Origin of the sequence: Flagellimonas chongwuensis (assembly GCF_013376415.1) — a bacterium.
Classification (GTDB): domain Bacteria; phylum Bacteroidota; class Bacteroidia; order Flavobacteriales; family Flavobacteriaceae; genus Flagellimonas; species Flagellimonas chongwuensis.
Genome location: NZ_WYET01000007.1, coordinates 149,441 through 167,998 on the forward strand (window position 1 = coordinate 149,441; position 18,558 = coordinate 167,998).

The window sequence follows — 18,558 nt, forward strand, 5'->3', positions numbered from 1 at the left end:
GTTAAAACTGGAAATATATGAACGATCTATCAAAACCACTATCGTAGAACAATAGCATGGCAAAAATGACCAGGGCATACGCTAAAAAACGGACAGACTTCGATTTGAACTGGAACGGATTCCTTTCATCTCTTCGGATTCGATACTCATAAAGAACAAATACGGCCAGAAGGATAAAGTAATCCAACATACGATACCCATTGGGATGCTCATACGGTGCATAACTAAAGTCACTGAATATTCTCCCTATAAAGTTGAAGGAGTCTGTCAACGATTCGGACCTAAAGAAAATACGGGAAAAAGTAACGATACCGAACGTAAGTACCAATTGGCCCAATTCAATCAAGGAGGGAAAGAAAGAATTTTCACCTACAACATTATCCTTATAAATGGTATTTCTTCCCATTAAAAACACAGGAATGTACGCTAAGGCATGGAAACCTCCCCAAAAGATAAAGGTCCAATTGGCACCGTGCCAAAATCCGCTCACCAAAAATATGATACAGATATTTCGTAATGCCCTTGCTTGGCCCACACGCGATCCTCCCAGCGGGATATATACATAGTGCCTAAACCAAGTGGATAGCGATATGTGCCACCTTTGCCAATACTCGGCAACATTTCTTGAGAAGTTCGGGAACTTGAAATTGGACATCAATTCCACTCCGAACAATTTGGCCGTACCAATGGCTATGTCGGAATATCCACTAAAATCACCATAAACTTGGAAACTGAATAGTGTTACACCCAATATCAGGGTGGATGCGGGATATGTTTCATGATTCAAGAAAATATCATCCACAATCGGCGCTATGCCATCCGCTATCACCAACTTTTTAAAAAGTCCCCAAAGAATGAGTTTCAGCCCACTTACTATTTGATTATAGTTAAACGTTCTCTTATTCGTAATTTGATGTAATAAATTAGAAGCCCGCTCGATGGGACCAGCCACCAATTGTGGAAAGAATGCAACAAAGGTCGCAAAGGATAGAAAATCGTGGCAAGGCTTTATTCTTTTGTAATAAATATCCATGGAGTAGGACATCGTTTGGAAGGTATAGAAGGAAATCCCCACTGGCAATATAATCTTGAGTGTCCAAGTACTTTTGATGGAATATCCCATAACCTCAAATAGGTCTATAAAGGAATCCACAAAAAAATTATAGTACTTAAAGAAACCGAGCAAGGATATATTGAAAATGACACTTGCCCATAACCACAATTTCTGCTTTGGCCTATCGCCCTCGTTCCTGTGGATCATGATGCCCACAAAATAATCTACGGCCGTACTGGCAATTATAAGAAACAAAAACCTCCAGTCCCAGAGCCCATAAAAAAAATAGCTTCCAACAAGAACAAGCGTATTTTGAAGTCTTAATCCCTTACCAAGAACGAACCAGTACAAAAGGAACATTATCGGCAGAAAAATAAAATACTCAAGGGAGTTGAACAACATAATATATTCTTTACTTTATTATGGTGGCACTTTAAAATTCAATAATCAAGAACTCAGATCTCCGGTTTTTTGAATGCTTTTCCTCGGTACAATAAACTCCATCTGTACACTCGTTGACCAATTGTGTTTCCCCGAAAGCCGCATGGACTATCCTGTCCTTTGAGATTCCTTTGGACACCACATAATCGACTGTTCTTTGCGCCCTACGCTCGGATAGCCATTGATTATATTTTTCGGTACCCCTGGAGTCCGTATGGGCGGTTACCTTGATGTGCAAACTTGGTTCTTCACTCATAATGGCGACCAAACGGTCCAATAGTTCTTTGTCTTCAGCTGTCAAATATGATGAATTGAATTTAAAGTATACATTCCCCAGTTGGTTCAGTTTTGTTTGTAATGCTCTCTTCTCTGCTTCTTTTGCTTCCTTCTTCGCCATTTCAGCTGCTGCCAGTTCAGCTGCTTCTTTTTCCTTTTGCAATTGTTCTGCAAGCAAACGAGCTTTTTCATCAGCTCTTGTAATGGAATCTTGAATTCTCTTTTGCTCTTTCTCCATTTCTTGTAGAAGAGCCAGTTTTTCTTGACCTTTTCGGGAAAGCCCTTTTTCTGCTTTAAACCTGTAGGCAACGGCTATGGCATGTTGGATATGGTTGGTGACGCTTTCTGTGTCCATAGCCCATTTTCCTGTTGTATTAAAATCCAATCCCCAATGATTTGAAAACCAAGTTTTAAAACCAAGCACGCCGTTATAGGTGCCCCTGCCCTGATTATTCGCGTCGGTATATCCTGCACCGATACCAATATAGGGGTCAAAAAAACCGGTATGTCCCAATATTTTGTTCAGGTCATAGCTTAACCTAAAGTCAAAGGCCCAGTAGCCTATATCATCGGTCAAAACAACTTCATCAACCACCTTACCTTCTCTGTATCGGTTATGAGATCCGATTGCCTCCAATCCAACGCCGTTCTTAAAATAGCGACCGATACTTATCCTCGACGGATAAGGAGCAATGTTCCAAGCCGAGCGAACATCAAAAAGTTCCCGGAATTCGTCTCCAGAGTCATCAACGGCATTGGTTCCAACAGAAACCATCCAATAACTTTGCACAATACTGTCCTTTTTTGTCAGTTCCATGTCTTGAGCAAGTCCAAAAGTAAAACAAGCCAATGCCATTACCATAATGGTAGGACGTAGAATATGCATTCTTAATGATTTGAGGTTAACGCTTTCAAAGCTATGTTAAGCGTTCTAATCTTGGAACTTTGCCCTTTCAAGTGCGCTATTTATCGATAAGAAGTAGGAATAATATTGAAAAGACTATTCCTCAATCTTTTGAAAAACCACTGCTTTATCGACCAATGGCATTTTGTAGAGATAAAATGGGAAGTATACAGGCTGAATTGAAATTTCTTCTTCTATTGATATATTTTGGACATCCAGTGCTATCAACATTTCTTGGTCCGTTTCTTTTAATTTGGACAATTGAATCGTTTTTTCTCCATGCTGCTCACCTAAACAGACCAAAATCAACATATCCTTGGAAAAGTCGACCATTGGCACCGGCAATCCAGGTTTACGTGTTTTGTTGATTTGCTTATAAAATTTGCCCAATGTTTTTGTATCCCGTATCACACGGGTTTCAAAAGAATCAATATTTGTAAAGTTTTGATGCTCGATCAATGTCAAACCATCAATATGCTCACCAACGGTAGAGTTTGCAGACTTTTGAGCCTTGCAGGAAAGTAAGCAAATCGACGCTATGATAAAAAAGTGTTTGATATTAAAATGTGTTTTTAAAACGTGATTTAAATGCCTTTTCATAAAGGTCTTCATATAAGGGAAGGATATGTACGATGTCGAATTTAGAAGCAACATTGAAAGCGTTTTCCTTGAACCTTACAAGGGTCTCATCGTCCCTCAGAATCTCAATGGCCTTTGCCGACATGGTCTCTACATCACCAACATCTGCAAGATAACCGGACACACCATCTATGTTAACTTCCGGGATACCCCCTGTGTTGCTGGAAACTATCGCCACCTTATTGATCATGGCCTCCAATGCCGCCAAACCAAAACTTTCGGTTTCGGAGGGCAACAAGAACATATCGGAGAAACAAAGAATGCGGTCAATCTCGTTGCTGTTACCTAAAAACAGGACCTTATCCTTTATCCCCAATGAATCGCACAAATCTTCCGCTTTTTCCTTTTCCGGCCCTTCGCCTACCATGATAAGTTTAGCGGGCATTTCCTTTTGGATGCGATGGAATATTTTGATGACATCGGGAATACGCTTTACCTTTCTAAAATTACTTATGTGTGTTATGATGCGTTCATTCTCCTTCGCCATCATACTACGTTGGCAATCGGTGTAGGTCTTTTTGTATTTTGTTGTTTCTATAAAATTCGGAATCACCTCAATTTCCTTCTCAATATCAAAAAGTTTTAAAGTCTCGTTCTTAAGTGCCTCGGAAACGGAAGTAACCACATCGGATTTGTTGATACTGAAGGTTACCGCTGGTTTATAAAAAGGGTGTTTGCCCACCAAAGTGATATCCGTACCATGGAGCGTGGTGATCATGGGTATAAAAATCCCATACTCCTGAAGCATTTTTTTCGCCATATATCCGGCATAGGCATGTGGAATGGCATAGTGCACGTGCAGCAGTTCAATATCATATAGTTTGATGGTGTCCACCAACTTACTGGACAGCGCCAGCTCATAAGGTTGATAGTGGAACAACGGGTATTCCGGTACATGTACCTCATGAAAATGGATATTATTTCCCAAAAGCTCCAATCGAACGGGCTGACGATACGTAATAAAGTGTACTTCGTGGCCCCTTTCCGCAAGGGCAATACCCAATTCCGTGGCAACAACACCACTACCGCCAAAGGTCGGGTAACACACAATCGCTATTTTCATAAGAACAAATCTACGGCAATATTTTATACCTAATTAATAATGGAATCATAAATGGCCTGCTGTATTCGTGTCCGCAGCCCGGATTTTATGAGCAAGGTGTTCGTTGCCGACGGATAGGTCCTATTGGACAAAAACACATAAACAATTTCCTCATCAGGGTCGGCCCATGTATAGGTTCCAGTAAACCCACTGTGTCCAAAACTCTTTTGGGAGACACATCCACAGGTAGGCCCACTTTCATTCAACTGGGGCTTATCAAAGCCCACACCCCTCCTCACATTCTTGTTACAGAAATAGCACGTGTTGAACCGTTTCACCGTTCTCGCATTAAAAAACTGCTCTCCGCCATAATAACCTCCCTGCAAATACATCTGCATAATTTTGGCTACCTCGTTGGCGGTACTAAAGAGCCCCGCATGTCCACCGACTCCTCCTTGCATAGCCGCGCCCATATCATGTACATACCCTTGTACAGTTTGATATCTATAATAGTCGTCCTCTTCTGTAGGAACTATCTCTTCTTTGGGAAATTTTTTTAAAGGATTAAAGGTTGTTCGTTGTAAACCCATGGGGCTGTAGAGGAATTCATTGACCAATTCATCAATAGGCATGGCGTAGGCCTTCTCAATATATTCCTTAAAAACGTAGTAACCTACATCGCTATACCTGTACCGATTCGATTTTAGGCTTTGCCGACCGATTCTATTGTAGATCGAATCCTTGTATGATCTGGTTAGGTATAAATGCTCAGCTACTTTATATGGAAATGCTTCGGATGGATTAGGGCTATAAAACTCTGATGATGGTTTCCTGTCCTTGTCCAACGTATCCAAATAAAAAGCTATCCAGGAGGGTAAGCGCCCATAGTGAGAAAGTGCCTTTAATACAGAAACATCTTTAAGCTCCGTATCCGCATAAGCTGGAATTAGGTCTTTAAAGGTATCGTTCAAGGCTATTTTTCCTTCTTCCTCCATTTTCATGATCATGGGCAGGGTAGAAAGTATTTTTGTCAGGGAAGCTAAGTCGTAAATGGATTCTTCAGATATTCTTTCTTTAGAATCATACGTAGGGTGACCAAAGTTCTTGTTGTAAATCACTTTTCCCTTTCTCGCAATCAATACCTGCGCACCCGGAAACATTAAGGAATCCAATCCGTGCTGCATCAAGGTGTCCACCTCTGCCAAAAGCTCCGAACTCATCCCGACCCTTTCAGGAATACTGTATCCCAAACGTTGAATGGGTTCTACATCGACCCCTGTCCCAACGGGAAACTCATCGTGGGCCGATACCGGAAGCTTCCCTGTAGCCCCTGTGGCGCCAAAAATGACCTCGGCCACCTTTTCTTGCGCAATCTTGCTGTTCTGATAACCGACCACTACGCCGTCCATGGTATCAAAATTGAGGACATCCAACAACGCATAGGGCCTTGCAAAAAGGGCTAAAATAGTATTGCTAGTCCTCATACGGGAGATTTCCTCCATCCAAAAAAGTTCGTTCTGGGAAAATTTATATCCTTTCCAAGGACTCGAATTATCCTTATGGAACCCAATTATGACCAAGTTATAGTTTGCCAGCTCCTTTTTATACTGGGCAATATCTTTAGCCTTAATGTGGGTTACTTTAAAATATTTGTTCAATGATTCATGAAAAGTGGTTCCAGAATCGTCCCCGAAATGAACATAGGCTATTTTCTTGTTGTCCAATTTTTTGATGGGCATCAAGGAAAAATTGTTTTTCGCGACCGTTATGGCCCCCTCGATGGCCTCTTCGTAAATCACATCATTTTCAACTCCGTTCAAATCTTCATACAAATTCTCCAACTTTACGGGTTGATAATTGTACAGACCAGCTTTGTATTTGGCCATCAATATTTTTTTGACGGACTCGGCCAACCTTTCCTCCGTAATCAATCCCTCATTATAAGCTTGGATGAAAGTTTCTTTTGCTTTTAGAACGTTCTCCGGCATCAACAACAAATCATTACCTGCCAAAAAAGCTTCCAGTTCCACTTTGCCCTCTGGAGCAAATTCGGATACCGCCTTCATATTCAAAGCATCGGTGATAACCAAACCTTCAAAACCTAACCGGTTCTTTAAAACTCCCGTAACGATACTTTTGGACAGGGTCGAGGGATGCCCTTCCCTACTCTCCAAGCTGGGAACGTCCAAATGTGCTACCATGGTAGAGCTAAGTCCAGCCTCCATTGTTTTCTTAAATGGATAGAGCTCTATAGAATCCAACCGTTCCACGGAAGAGGTGATGATAGGTAAGGATTTATGGGAATCCGTAGCGGTATCTCCATGACCTGGAAAGTGTTTGCCACTTGAAAGTACGCCGGCCTTTTCCATTCCCCGAACAAAAGCACGTCCTTTTTGGGCCACATTTTTTGGGTCTTCTCCAAAAGACCGGTTTCCAATGATGGGATTCTGTGGATTGTTATTGACGTCAAGGTCCGGAGCAAAATTGATATGGACTCCCAACCGCTTGGCATGTTTTCCAATCTGATAACCTACCTTTTCTACGATGGTACTATCTCGAATGGCTCCCAACGTCATGTTCCAAGGAAATGCATAAGTAGAGTCCAGACGCATGGCCATTCCCCATTCAGCATCGGAACCAATCAATAATGGCACTTTAGAAACGGATTGGTATTCGTTGGTCAATTTAGCTTGTTGTACCGGTCCGCCCACCAAAAAGATAACACCTCCTATACCCTGCTTCTCAACAAGGTTCTTGACCTTATCGGTCGCAGCTTTGCTTTGATTGGATGCAACGCTTACCATGAACAACTGTCCTACTTTTTCCTGTAGAGACATGTTCGCATATTGATTTTCGACCCATGCCATTTGAGCCATCGAGTCTTTGACAATCAAGGGATTTGATTGACCAAAGGTTTGAATGCATACGAGTAGGAAAAAGGGGAATTGGAATATTATCCGCATAAATATCTTGTCTTAAACCTCAACTTAATGCTCATAAAAATATTGCATTTCGTCGAGGAAAGTATGGAAATTAAGATAAATTAAGGGTTTTACGATACAAATCTGGAGTGCCAACTTTCGCTAGCGGGAACCTCCCAGTTTTCCAAGTATTCCTGTTTGGTAGCGACCAAATTATTGAATACGATGGTACTTGGGGAAACTGATTTGGCCTTGGCCATTTTCTTAAAATCCACTAATGGTTTATAGGCAATGTATTCTCCTTGCTTGAAAGAAACGTTCATCCTATCCAAAAGCTCCACACTATATTTTTGCTCCAAACTTTGGATAAAGTGCACAGAGGTATCAATGGAACATCCTGATGCACTGACATTGGTCTGGTCCAATCCAATTACAATAAACCGTTTGTATTTTATCTCGAACCCAGCGTGAAGATCACTGCCATGGGCCGTCCATTCCTTCAAAAAAGCGGTCAGGCTTTCCTCCAATTCTTTCTGTTCTTCGTCAGTAAAACTCCTGTTGGCTTGGTATATCCAAACTCTGGAGTGGTCTGGCAATTCATTAAAATCTGCTAGCATATATTTTTTCAATAAGGTCTCGACAATGCTCGACCTGAATTTTAAAACTTCTTTTACAATCCCTGGGAATTCGCCAATACTTCGGCTACATCCAAAACTGTGACACTGTCCTCCTTCTCATGTGCCTTGATACCATCCGTCATCATAGTGTTACAGTAAGGACATCCTGTGGCTATAATATTGGGATTGGTCTCCAAAGCGCCTTTAGTCCGTAGCACATTGACATCCATATCTCCCTTTTCGGGCTCTTTGAACATTTGTGCACCACCAGCCCCACAGCACAGTGCCGTTTTTTTATGACGTTTCATCTCCACCAGTTCCGCATTGGTCTTCGTAAGCAGTTCTCTTGGTGCATCAAAAACGGAATTTGCCCTGCCCAGATAACATGGGTCGTGAAAAGTGATTCGCTTGCCTTTATACCCATCCCCGGTAATGGTCAAACGACCGTTGTCGATAAGTTCTTTAAGGTATTGTGTATGGTGCAGTACATCATAGTTCCCGCCCAAACTTGGATACTCGTTTTTTAACGTATTGAAGGAATGTGGGTCACAGGTTACAATTCGCTTAATTTCATAGCCATTCAACAACTCGATATTCATCATGGCCTGCATCTGAAACAAAAACTCGTTCCCTGCCCGTTTGGCCACATCGCCCGTTGAACTTTCTTCTGTTCCCAATACCGCAAAATCAACATTGGCCTTGTTCAACAACTTTACAAAAGCTCTTGATATTTTCTTGGCACGATCATCAAAACTACCGGCGGAACCCACCCAAAACAATATCTCTGGCTGTTTTCCTTCTGCCATAAACTCTTGCATGGTCTTAACCTTCAATTGTTCGCTCATAGTTATAGATTTATTCGTTTACCCAGTTCAGACGGTCCATTTGGTTGTACGGCCAAGGGGCTCCGTTGTTTTCGATATTGGACATCATATTGTTCAACTCGGTAGGCGCCGCGGACTGTTCCATCACCAAATATCTGCGCATTTCCACAATAATGGACAATGGGTCGATGCTTACGGGACAGGCTTGTACACATGCATTGCACGTAGTACACGCCCAAAGTTCCTCCGGGGTGATATAATCGTTTAATAATTGTTTGCCATCGGAAACAAATTCTCCGTTATTGGCATCCATGATTTTACCCACTTCCTCCAACCGGTCACGGGTATCCATCATTATTTTTCGTGGTGATAGTTTTTTACCTGTTTGGTTGGCCGGACATTCTGATGTACATCGCCCACATTCGGTACAGGTATACGCGTTGAGCAATTGCACCCAATTTAGGTCCATGACATCGGATGCCCCAAATTTTTCTGGCTCGGCGGCATCTTCTTCGGCTGGAGCGGCATAGGGGTCGGCATCAGGGTCCATCATCAATTTAACCTCCTTGGTGACGGATTCCAGATTGTTGAACTGCCCTTGTGGTTTTAGCTTACCGTAATAGGTATTGGGGAACGCCAACAGAATGTGTAAATGTTTAGAGTAATAGAGGTAGTTCAAAAAGGCCAAAATTCCTAAAATATGTAACCACCAAGCGGTTCTTTCTACCAAAATCAAAGACGATTCGGAAAGATTATCCAACAATGGCACCATAAATTGACTTATTGGAAATGCTCCCGCTTCGTGATAATGCTCGGCACCCAGTTGCTGCAACTGAAAATCGGCTGCGTTCATGGTGAGAAACAAAATCATCAATACAAACTCAATGTAAAGGATCATATTTCCATCTGTCTTGGGCCATCCCTTCATTTCGGGTTTTATGAAACGTTGAATCCTGATAATGTTCCTTCGTATCCAGAAGACAATGACCGCCACGATGACCAGTAGTGCTAATACTTCAAAAGAACCAATCAAAAAATCATAAACAGAACCTAGTGGCGAAAACAATCTATGTGTTCCCAAAAGTCCATCGAGGATGATTTCCAACACTTCAATATTTATAATGATAAAGCCTACATAAACAATAACGTGCATAATGCCCGCTACAGGTCTTACCACCATTTTCGTTTGGCCCAAGGCTATCCTTGCCATGTTCTTCCAACGCTGCGATTTGTTGTCGCTTACATCAACATCCTTTCCCAGCTTAATGTTCCGGGTCAACTTTTTTACGTTACGTGTAAAAAAGCCAATGCCCGCTATCAGGGCCACGGCAAATATGATATTGGGCAGATATTCCATTTACGGGTTGTTTTCTTTTTGTTCGGTAGAATTTCCCTCTTGTTCAGCAGGATCGTCCTCCGGAAGTGTGTACTCCTTTTGCTTTTTACCGAATACGGAAACGTTGACGTATCGTTTTGGGTTTAGCCTAAAGTCCTGAAGCAATAAATCTAGTTCGCGCGATGCTGACGCCAAATTATTGTAGAGGGCATCATCCTTATGCAGTTTTCCCAAAGAACCTTCGCCCTGCTCGATCTTGGCAAGAATACCATTCAATTTACCTACAGTACCCTGAAACTGTTCCAGAGTTCCGCCCAAATCGGCATTGACCAAGGAGTCGGAAAGTTTTGAAAAGTTAGAGGTAATATGGCTTACATTTTTCAAGGAGCTGTCCAGTTGCATTTTGTTGTTATCCAACAGAACGTTTAAATTATCGGCACTTGTCTTAAAGGATTTTACCAACTGATTTAGCGAAGCTATGGTTTCCTGAAGTTGCTTTTTGGTCGGGTCGTCCAAAATTTGGTTTACGTTCATTAACAATGAATCCGCATTGGAGACCGCCCCTTCCACCTTCATCTGCAACGGGGTCAATTTCTGTTGTACCAATTCGGTAAGTCCGGGTTTTATTTTGGACTGTAGTGTGTCTCCCGATTTTGCCGGTGGCGCATTATCCAATACCGGCACAATTTGTACTCCCTTACCACCAATAATACCTGTATCAAACAATTCTGCGATACTATTACCGGAGAACTCAAATTCGTTGGTAACGGTCAAGGTCACCAATAATTTCCCGGACCCATCCCTGAACCTGATATCGGTAACATTACCGACATCAAAACCGTTGATCGTCACCTTTGTTCCTGGTTGCAAACCTCCTACATCATCATAAACGGCGTAAAAAGTTTTACTTTTTTCAAAAAGAGCGGAGGATTTTAAGTAGCTAAGTCCAAAGATCAAGGCCACTATTCCAGCGACTACAATGATCCCAGTTTTTATTTCCCTGGATAGTTTCAAAAGATTCGGTTTATGTTTTAAACAAAATTAGGAATAATTTTCACAAGAGGGCATTTGAAGCATTGCTACTTCAACGCGTTCGTTATCGGAACCCTTACCCCATTTTTGTATGCAACTATATAGGATGTGGTATAACCCTTTGCATCCGCATCATTTTTCAACCGTTTAGCCGCCTCATAATTGCTGGCATTACCATACATATATCTAAACATGTTCTTATATGGCTCTTTGGACAATTGGTCCAGCCCGTTAAAATTATCCGGTCTTAAAGGTATCGTTTTTCCACTTGCCATGAGCTGCACTTTAAAAACTACACCCGTATCCTTGGATTCCACAACAGTTTCTTTTTCCGAATCTGATGAAGCGGCAGTATTGGTTTCTTGTTTTACCGACTCCTTTTCAACTATTGTCTCTTTGATTATTTCTTTAGGCGTTTCTTCTTTGACATTGTCATCAACTTCAACGTCTTCGATCTTTTGCACATCGGGAACGGAAATTGAAGTAGTAAGGCCCATTTCTTCTTTATATGCCAAAACCGCTTTAGCAATGGCATTTCCCATTTCTTCCTGACCGTTTTTTGAATTAAGATAGCTTCCTTCACTCTTATTGGTCAAAAATCCGGCCTCGACCAAGACACTTGGCATAAAAGTCTGGTGAAGTACAATGAATCCCGCCTGCTTCACTTTTCGGTCCTTACGCTTTAACTGTTTTGTAAAATTGTCCTGAAGCTTTTTGCCCAATTGTATGCTCTGGTCCAAAAATTCTTCCTGCATAATGGTAAGACCAATTACTGATTCGGGTGAATTGATGTCGTACTCGGCATACCGTTGTTCATAATTATCCTCCAAATAGATCACAGAGTTCTCTTTCTTGGCCACTTCAAAGTTTTGACGATTGGCATGCAACCCCAATACATAGGTCTCGGTACCATACGCATCGGAACTATGGGCATTGCAATGTACGGATACAAATAAATCCGCATTGGCCTTGTTGGCAATCTCCCCTCTCTCGAACAGATCCACAAATGTATCGTCATCCCGTGTATAAACGACCTTAATGTCTTGATGCTTCTCGAGATGTCTTCCTACATTGAGTACAATGGCAAGGGCAATTTTTTTCTCCAAATAGCCGTTTCCAATGTTTCCCGGGTCATGCCCACCATGCCCTGCATCCAAAACAACAACAAATTTATCCTTCGATTGAACCTCGGTATCATTTTTGTTGAATGAGGTCAAAGGAAGGGCCAGAAGTATAAAAACTAAAAATGCCGACCGACTTTTATTCATAAGATTTGAGTAATTATAGTGTTCAGTAATGGTTAAAAATATTGTAATCCCCAATTAGTAGAACAAAAAATATATGTAAGTTTGACCCCTGAACTGGGCCAACTAGCACAAAAATAGGATTTATCACGTTGCAACCAAATAAACATCTTTTACTTTTCCTATTTGTTCTTCTTTGCGGCATCGCTACCTTAAGTGCTCAGGAAGATCCAATTAAACCCTTGCCCATCAAGGCCATAAAGGACACAATTTATGCTCCTTTGCTTCCTGCGAACATTCTTAGCAGTTCCACCAAAACCGATTCTGTTGAAACTGATACCGTGACCAAAAAGCAACCTTTGCTATTGGATAAAATAAAATATAAAGCTAAGGATTATGTAAAGTTAAGTCAAAAGGACAATAAAATTTACCTGTACGACGAAGCGGAAATCTATTACCAGGATACCGAACTCAAAGCTGGTGTAATTGTAATGGATTACGTGAAAAACGAGGTATATGCCGGCCGTATGAAGGATTCGTTGGGCAATTACTCCCAATTGCCTTTTTTTAAACAAGGAGAACAGGAAGTTCGACCTGACTCGATACGGTTCAATTTTGATACACAAAAAGCATTGATCTGGAATTCGAGAACAGAACAAGAGGCTGGTCTCGGGCAATTGGGCAGCGACGCCATGAAAGTTTATGCCGAAAAGACCAAAAAGGAGAACGATTCCGTCTATTTCTTGAACGAAGGCAAGTTGACCACATCCAACGATACCGTTAACCCCGACTATTACATTCGGGTGCGAAAGGCAAAGTTTGTCCCCAAAAAGAAAATTATCGCAGGGTACAGTAACATGTACATTATGGATGTTCCCACACCCATAGCGCTTCCCTTTGCTTATTTTCCTTTAACCACTGGAAGGGTGGCAGGTATCCTGTTCCCTACCTTCGGTAACGACCCTAGAAGGGGATATTTTATACAAAATGGCGGGTATTACCTGCCCATTAGCGACTATGTTGATCTTAGTATCACCGGTGATTATTATACCAATGGCAGTTATGGATTGCAAGGTAGGTCCATTTACTCCAAAAGATACAAGTTCAACGGAAACGTAAATATAAGCTACGAAAACTTGGTGACCAGCCAAAAAGGTTTTGATGATTACAGTCGAACTAGCAATTATAATATTCGGATTTCCCACTCCCAAGACCCAAAGGCCAGTCCAAATTCCCGGTTTTCGGCTTCCGTTAACTTAGGTTCCAGTCAATATTATTCGAACTCCCTGAACCAATTTAACCGGAACAATTCACAAACAAACACCTTTGCATCCTCCATAAGTTACTCCAAAACATTCCCAGAATACCCGTCCGTAAATACCAGTCTTACGCTGAGCCATACGCAAAACAACCGTTCGGAGGAAAGGACGATAAACATGTCATTGCCAACTTTTCAGGCAAGTATGGAACGTATCTACCCTTTTGTGAAGCGGGATGCAGTGAAAAAAGGTGTTTTTGAGAACATCAATTTTCAGTATGATGTGAATGCACAGAACAGCATCACCACTACGGAGGAAAACTTTTTTAAAAGTGGAATGTTCGATGATGCCCGTATCGGGGCCCGCCATAGAATCCCTGTTGCTACCAACTTTAAGCTGGCAAAGTACCTTAGTGTAAGCTTGAACGGTAACTACGAGGACGTATGGACCATGGAAACCATAAGGCGCCGGTATGATGCCGAAATAGAGGAGGTAGTGACAGATACTATTTCCGGATTCGATAGGTTCAACAGGTATAGTTTCGGTACCAGTATCGGAACAACGGTCTATGGTACATGGAACCGCGGAGAAGATAAAAAAATACAGGCTTTGCGCCACGTAATGCGTCCCTCCATAAGCTATAGTTACACCCCATCCTTTGAGCAATTCTACGATAGTTATATTGATGAAGATGGAGATGAAGTGGAATACACCCCATACGAAACTAGTTTATACGGGAGACCTTCACTGAACAAAGGGAGTTCCTTGAGTTTTTCCCTTCAAAACTCCTTGGAGGCCAAGGTAAGGGACAAGGATTCCACGGCTACGGAACCGAAAAAGGTCAAAATCCTTAGCAACCTGAGTTTCAACGCCAGTTATAACCTTGAAGCAGATTCATTAAAGCTCAGTCCAATAAGTATGAGCGGTGCAACGGAAATCATAAAAAATGTGCCCATCAACTTTGCGGCAACGTTCGATCCCTATGCCATCGACAATAGTGGTAGACGAATTAATACGCTGAACATAAAAAATGGTGGAGGTATCGCCCGTTTAACATCGGCCCGAGTCAACACCAGTTTTTCCTTGAACAGCGAAATGTTCCAAAAAGGTGGGGCAAAGGAGAATACCGACGAGGAGAAACAGTCCAACTTTAGTGACAACCCATTTGCCATGGACGATGTTCGAGGGGAGCAGTCCAGGTTTGACAGAGGAAGAACCAATGAGAGGGAAAGTAATAAGAACGACGAGCAACAATTGTACAACAACAAATTACCGTGGGATGCAAGGTTCACCTATGTTGCCTCTTACAACAATAGTAATAGGCAAAGTGAGATAACCAACCACTCTCTGATGTTTTCCGGAAATATTCAGCTAACGCCGAAATGGGAAGTAGGGTTCAACTCCGGTTACGATTTAAAGAACAAGGGCTTTGCCGATACCCGATTTGCTTTTAAACGTGACCTTGGTAGTTTTAGGCTCAGTTTTGACTGGACTCCCTTTGGAAGGTACGAGCGTTGGTACTTCTTTATTGGGATAAAGAGTTCCATTTTGAGCGATATTAAATGGGAAAATAGAAGTCAGCGTTAGTAGATTCTATTTTATCTTTATCCTAAATTCAATAAAAACTATTCTCATGAAAAAAATAATCAACACCTCAAAAGCACCAGCTCCAATCGGGCCATACAATCAAGCAGTACTTGTAAAAGACACTCTTTATATTTCCGGACAGATTCCTATAGACCCGGCTACGGGTAAATTGGTCGAAGGAGACATTAAGAAGGAGACAAAACAATCCATGGAAAACCTAAAGGCAATTCTGGAAGAAGCGGGAATGACTTTTGAGCACGCGATCAAGTCCTCCATTTTTATAAAGGACATGAACCAGTTTGCTCAAATCAATGAGGTTTATGGAACTTATTTTGATGCTGATACTGCCCCCGCCAGAGAAACAGTAGAGGTTGCAAACCTTCCCAAGTTTGTTAATGTAGAAATATCGATGATCGCGGTTAAATAGTATCTCTGTGGAACTCCACCAAGCCTTCTATAGGTCTTCTTCTGATAACACCAAGAATCAGGTCGTTTCGCTCAATACAAGCTTTTAATTCGTCCTGCAAGAAATGTGCGATACTGCCCACGAAGCTCACAGGAACCTTTGTGGCCAGTTCATATTGCATAATATAGTTGTTAACGAACTGCTGTAGACCTTTTTCAATGACTCCCTTGCAGTAGGGATGCTCCTTGTTCTCAATAATGAACCTGGCAAAAGTGGCCAAATAGGTATTGGGGTTGGGTTGTTTGTAGAGATGCTCTTTGATTACATCGGCATCGAGATCGTATTCCTTGGCAAACTTCATTCCCAAATCCTGTGGCATTTTGTGGAAATAATAATCCCTGATCAGTTTACGTCCAAAGAAATTACCACTGCCATCATCCATTAGGATATATCCCAAAGATGTTACCTTTTGTATCAATTGGTGACCATCATAATAACTACAATTGGATCCTGTACCCAAAATACACACGATACCTTGTCTTCCAATTTTAGTAGTGGCGTAAATGGCCGCATAAGTATCTTCCCGTACCTCCGCCTTAGCATTGGGAAAGAAATCCTTGAAAATGGATTTTAAAAAATTCTTCATTCTATCGGTTCCGCAACCGGCCCCGTAAAAATAAAGTTGACGTACTTTTTCTTTGTTCTTGGACAGTTCAAAATTGTTGGCCAATCTATCCTCTATTACTTCTTTAGTAAGTACTTCCGGACTAAGTCCAAGTGTCTGGGTAACAAAAAGCTGCTCCCCTTTTTCATCAAGGGCAATCCAATCGGATTTAGTGGCGCCACTATCCACGATCAAAATCATACGTCGAGATTTAAGTATATAAACCTGAAGAGGGGTCAACCCTCTTCAGGATAAATGTTATGTAAGATATAAATTAAAGGCTAGCTGCGTGCAGAGCCAATTCTACCAATTTGTTGGAGTACCCAGTTTCGTTATCGTACCAAGATACTACCTTGAAGAATTTGGAATTCAGTTCTATCCCTGCATCAGCATCAAAAATAGAAGTCCTTACGTCTCCTACAAAGTCTTGAGAGACCACCAACTCCTCAGTGTAGCCCAAAACACCGGCCAATTCGCCTTCAGAGGCAGCCTTCATTGCAGCTTTGATACCTTCGTAAGAAGTTTCTTTTTCCAATTTAACGGTCAAATCCACTACAGAAACGTCAGCAGTAGGTACCCTAAAAGCCATACCTGTCAATTTACCTTCCAACGAAGGAATAACTTTGGTTACGGCTTTTGCCGCACCTGTTGCTGCTGGAATAATGTTCAAAAGAGCACTTCTACCTCCTCTATAATCCTTTTTAGAAGGACCATCAACCGTCAATTGGGTAGCTGTGGTAGCGTGTACCGTTGTCATCAAGGCCTCTGCTATACCGAACTCATCGTTAAGTACTTTGGCAATTGGCGCCAAACAGTTGGTAGTACAAGAAGCATTGGAAATAATGGTATCTGTTGCCTTAACATCTTTATGGTTAACACCCATTACGAACATAGGAGCATCTTTGGATGGGGCAGAGATAACTACTTTCTTGGCACCTCCATCAATGTGTGATTGGGCCATATCCAATGTGGTGAATATACCGGTACATTCTGCAACGATTTCAGCACCAACAGCGTCCCATTTCAAGTTCTTTGGGTCACGCTCGGCAGTAATTCTGATGGTATTTCCGTTTACTACCAGGTTTCCGTCCTTAACTTCTACGGTACCATCAAAATTTCCGTGGACCGAGTCATATTTCAATAGGTATGCAAGGTGTTCAACATCCAACAAATCGTTGATTGCCACAACATCCACATCACCTCTTTTTACGGTTGCTCTAAATACCAACCTTCCTATTCTACCGAATCCGTTGATTCCTATTTTCAAATTTGACATGTTTACTTTTTTTGTGTTTAAATTTAAGTTGTCATTATATCGGAAACTCTAATGAGTTCTTCGTCTATTTCTGTATGTGCCTTAATGGCTTCTGCCAATGGGGTAAGCACCAATTTAGTATCCCGAATACCGACCATTAGATTGGTTTTCCCCTCTAATATACTTTCCACTGCCTTTACTCCCATTCTACTGGCCAGCACGCGATCAAAACAAGTTGGGTTGCCTCCTCTTTGCATGTGCCCTAGTACGGAAACCCTAACGTCGTAGATGGGCAGATGTTCCTCTACATATTCCTTAAGCTCAAATACGTTTTTACCAATTTTATCGCCTTCTGCAACAATAACAATACTGGACGATTTTCCAGAAGCCTTACTTCGTTTCAATGAATCCAACAAACGTTCCAATCCAAGGTTCTGCTCGGGAATCAATATTTCTTCCGCTCCGGCCCCAACACCCGCATTGAGTGCAATATGACCAACATCGCGCCCCATTACCTCAACAAAAAAGAGCCTGTTATGTGAGCTAGCTGTATCACGTATCTTATCAATGGCATCCACCACTGTGTTTATAGCGGTATCAAAACCTATGGTAAACGATGATCCCAAGATATCGTTGTCAATGGTTCCGGGAATTCCTATTACCGGAAAATTATATTCTTCTGTAAACAAAAGTGCTCCTGTAAAGCTCCCATTTCCACCGATTACCACAAAAGCATTGATACCCTCTTTGGTTAATTGGTCGTAAGCTTTCTTCCTTCCTTCCTTGGTTCTAAATTCTTCGCACCGAGCGGATTTTAATATAGTCCCTCCCTTATTGATAATGTTGTTTACACTACGGGCATCCAAAGTTTTAAAATCTCCTTCGATCATCCCCTGATATCCACGGTAGATTCCAACACACTCAATATCCAAATATGCACAAGTACGGACTACGGAACGAATTGCGGCATTCATTCCAGGAGAGTCTCCGCCAGACGTAAAAACTCCTATTTTTTTGATTTCTGAAGCCATTCAAATTTTTAAGAGATCAAAACTAG

Annotated in this window: 15 protein-coding genes; 2 read left to right on the forward strand and 13 right to left on the reverse strand. The window is 41.7% G+C overall.

Going from position 1 to position 18,558, the window contains the following annotated elements:
- Position 1 precedes the first annotated feature (1 nt).
- From GUA46_RS13500 to GUA46_RS13545, 10 genes are all read right to left on the reverse strand, one after another.
- The gene (locus GUA46_RS13500) at positions 2-1,456 is read right to left on the reverse strand and encodes an MBOAT family O-acyltransferase (RefSeq protein WP_176620930.1); all 1,455 of its coding nucleotides are present in this window, start codon (positions 1,454-1,456) and stop codon (positions 2-4) included.
- Between the two features lie 31 nt (positions 1,457-1,487).
- Positions 1,488-2,657, reverse strand: coding sequence for an OmpA family protein (locus GUA46_RS13505; protein WP_218109560.1), 1,170 nt, complete (start codon positions 2,655-2,657; stop codon positions 1,488-1,490).
- 114 nt (positions 2,658-2,771) lie between these two features.
- The gene (locus tag GUA46_RS13510) at positions 2,772-3,275 is read right to left on the reverse strand and encodes a hypothetical protein (RefSeq protein ID WP_159075721.1); all 504 of its coding nucleotides are present in this window, start codon (positions 3,273-3,275) and stop codon (positions 2,772-2,774) included.
- The gene (gene bshA / locus GUA46_RS13515; RefSeq protein ID WP_108244257.1) at positions 3,235-4,377 is read right to left on the reverse strand and encodes an N-acetyl-alpha-D-glucosaminyl L-malate synthase BshA; all 1,143 of its coding nucleotides are present in this window, start codon (positions 4,375-4,377) and stop codon (positions 3,235-3,237) included. The genes GUA46_RS13510 and bshA overlap by 41 nt, the downstream gene beginning before the upstream one ends.
- A gap of 29 nt (positions 4,378-4,406) precedes the next feature.
- Positions 4,407-7,319, reverse strand: a complete 2,913-nt coding sequence (locus GUA46_RS13520; protein ID WP_176620931.1) for a glycoside hydrolase family 3 N-terminal domain-containing protein — start codon at positions 7,317-7,319, stop codon at positions 4,407-4,409.
- Positions 7,320-7,408: 89 nt separating this feature from the next.
- Positions 7,409-7,894, reverse strand: coding sequence for an ABC transporter ATPase (locus tag GUA46_RS13525; protein WP_108244259.1), 486 nt, complete (start codon positions 7,892-7,894; stop codon positions 7,409-7,411).
- A gap of 53 nt (positions 7,895-7,947) precedes the next feature.
- Complete coding sequence (locus tag GUA46_RS13530) at positions 7,948-8,739, reverse strand: (Fe-S)-binding protein (protein WP_108244260.1); 792 nt, start codon at positions 8,737-8,739, stop codon at positions 7,948-7,950.
- 10 nt (positions 8,740-8,749) lie between these two features.
- Positions 8,750-10,075, reverse strand: a complete 1,326-nt coding sequence (locus tag GUA46_RS13535) for a 4Fe-4S dicluster domain-containing protein (protein ID WP_176620932.1) — start codon at positions 10,073-10,075, stop codon at positions 8,750-8,752.
- Positions 10,076-11,068: an MlaD family protein gene (locus tag GUA46_RS13540; protein WP_176620933.1), complete on the reverse strand. Its 993-nt coding sequence runs from the start codon at positions 11,066-11,068 to the stop codon at positions 10,076-10,078.
- A gap of 65 nt (positions 11,069-11,133) precedes the next feature.
- The gene (locus GUA46_RS13545; protein ID WP_176620934.1) at positions 11,134-12,354 is read right to left on the reverse strand and encodes an N-acetylmuramoyl-L-alanine amidase family protein; all 1,221 of its coding nucleotides are present in this window, start codon (positions 12,352-12,354) and stop codon (positions 11,134-11,136) included.
- A gap of 128 nt (positions 12,355-12,482) precedes the next feature.
- Between GUA46_RS13545 and GUA46_RS13550 the strand changes: the two genes are divergently transcribed.
- The gene (locus GUA46_RS13550) at positions 12,483-15,176 is read left to right on the forward strand and encodes a putative LPS assembly protein LptD (protein WP_176620935.1); all 2,694 of its coding nucleotides are present in this window, start codon (positions 12,483-12,485) and stop codon (positions 15,174-15,176) included.
- A gap of 46 nt (positions 15,177-15,222) precedes the next feature.
- Complete coding sequence (locus GUA46_RS13555) at positions 15,223-15,603, forward strand: RidA family protein (protein WP_176620936.1); 381 nt, start codon at positions 15,223-15,225, stop codon at positions 15,601-15,603.
- On the opposite strand, the gene GUA46_RS13560 is transcribed toward GUA46_RS13555, so the two are convergent.
- From GUA46_RS13560 to pfkA, 3 genes are all read right to left on the reverse strand, one after another.
- Positions 15,596-16,447, reverse strand: a complete 852-nt coding sequence (locus tag GUA46_RS13560) for an N-acetylglucosamine kinase (protein ID WP_108244266.1) — start codon at positions 16,445-16,447, stop codon at positions 15,596-15,598. The two genes, GUA46_RS13555 and GUA46_RS13560, sit on opposite strands and share 8 nt — an antisense overlap.
- A gap of 73 nt (positions 16,448-16,520) precedes the next feature.
- Entirely contained in the window at positions 16,521-17,522 is a 1,002-nt protein-coding gene (gene gap / locus GUA46_RS13565) for a type I glyceraldehyde-3-phosphate dehydrogenase (RefSeq protein WP_108244267.1), read from the reverse strand.
- 23 nt (positions 17,523-17,545) lie between these two features.
- The gene (gene pfkA, locus GUA46_RS13570) at positions 17,546-18,532 is read right to left on the reverse strand and encodes a 6-phosphofructokinase (RefSeq protein WP_108244268.1); all 987 of its coding nucleotides are present in this window, start codon (positions 18,530-18,532) and stop codon (positions 17,546-17,548) included.
- Between the last annotated feature and the right edge of the window lie 26 nt (positions 18,533-18,558).

Bases quoted from the DNA above. Each gene is read 5' to 3' on its own strand.
- GUA46_RS13510 (WP_159075721.1), bottom strand. From the start codon at position 3,275: ATGAAAAGGCATTTAAATCACGTTTTAAAAACACATTTTAATATCAAA.
- GUA46_RS13545 (WP_176620934.1), bottom strand. From the start codon at position 12,354: ATGAATAAAAGTCGGTCGGCATTTTTAGTTTTTATACTTCTGGCCCTT.
- pfkA (WP_108244268.1), bottom strand. From the start codon at position 18,532: ATGGCTTCAGAAATCAAAAAAATAGGAGTTTTTACGTCTGGCGGAGAC.
- GUA46_RS13560 (WP_108244266.1), bottom strand. From the start codon at position 16,447: ATGATTTTGATCGTGGATAGTGGCGCCACTAAATCCGATTGGATTGCC.
- GUA46_RS13500 (WP_176620930.1), bottom strand. From the start codon at position 1,456: ATGTTGTTCAACTCCCTTGAGTATTTTATTTTTCTGCCGATAATGTTC.
- GUA46_RS13505 (WP_218109560.1), bottom strand. From the start codon at position 2,657: ATGCATATTCTACGTCCTACCATTATGGTAATGGCATTGGCTTGTTTT.
- GUA46_RS13555 (WP_176620936.1), top strand. From the start codon at position 15,223: ATGAAAAAAATAATCAACACCTCAAAAGCACCAGCTCCAATCGGGCCA.
- GUA46_RS13530 (WP_108244260.1), bottom strand. From the start codon at position 8,739: ATGAGCGAACAATTGAAGGTTAAGACCATGCAAGAGTTTATGGCAGAA.
- GUA46_RS13525 (WP_108244259.1), bottom strand. From the start codon at position 7,894: ATGCTAGCAGATTTTAATGAATTGCCAGACCACTCCAGAGTTTGGATA.
- GUA46_RS13520 (WP_176620931.1), bottom strand. From the start codon at position 7,319: ATGCGGATAATATTCCAATTCCCCTTTTTCCTACTCGTATGCATTCAA.
- gap (WP_108244267.1), bottom strand. From the start codon at position 17,522: ATGTCAAATTTGAAAATAGGAATCAACGGATTCGGTAGAATAGGAAGG.
- bshA (WP_108244257.1), bottom strand. From the start codon at position 4,377: ATGAAAATAGCGATTGTGTGTTACCCGACCTTTGGCGGTAGTGGTGTT.
- GUA46_RS13535 (WP_176620932.1), bottom strand. From the start codon at position 10,075: ATGGAATATCTGCCCAATATCATATTTGCCGTGGCCCTGATAGCGGGC.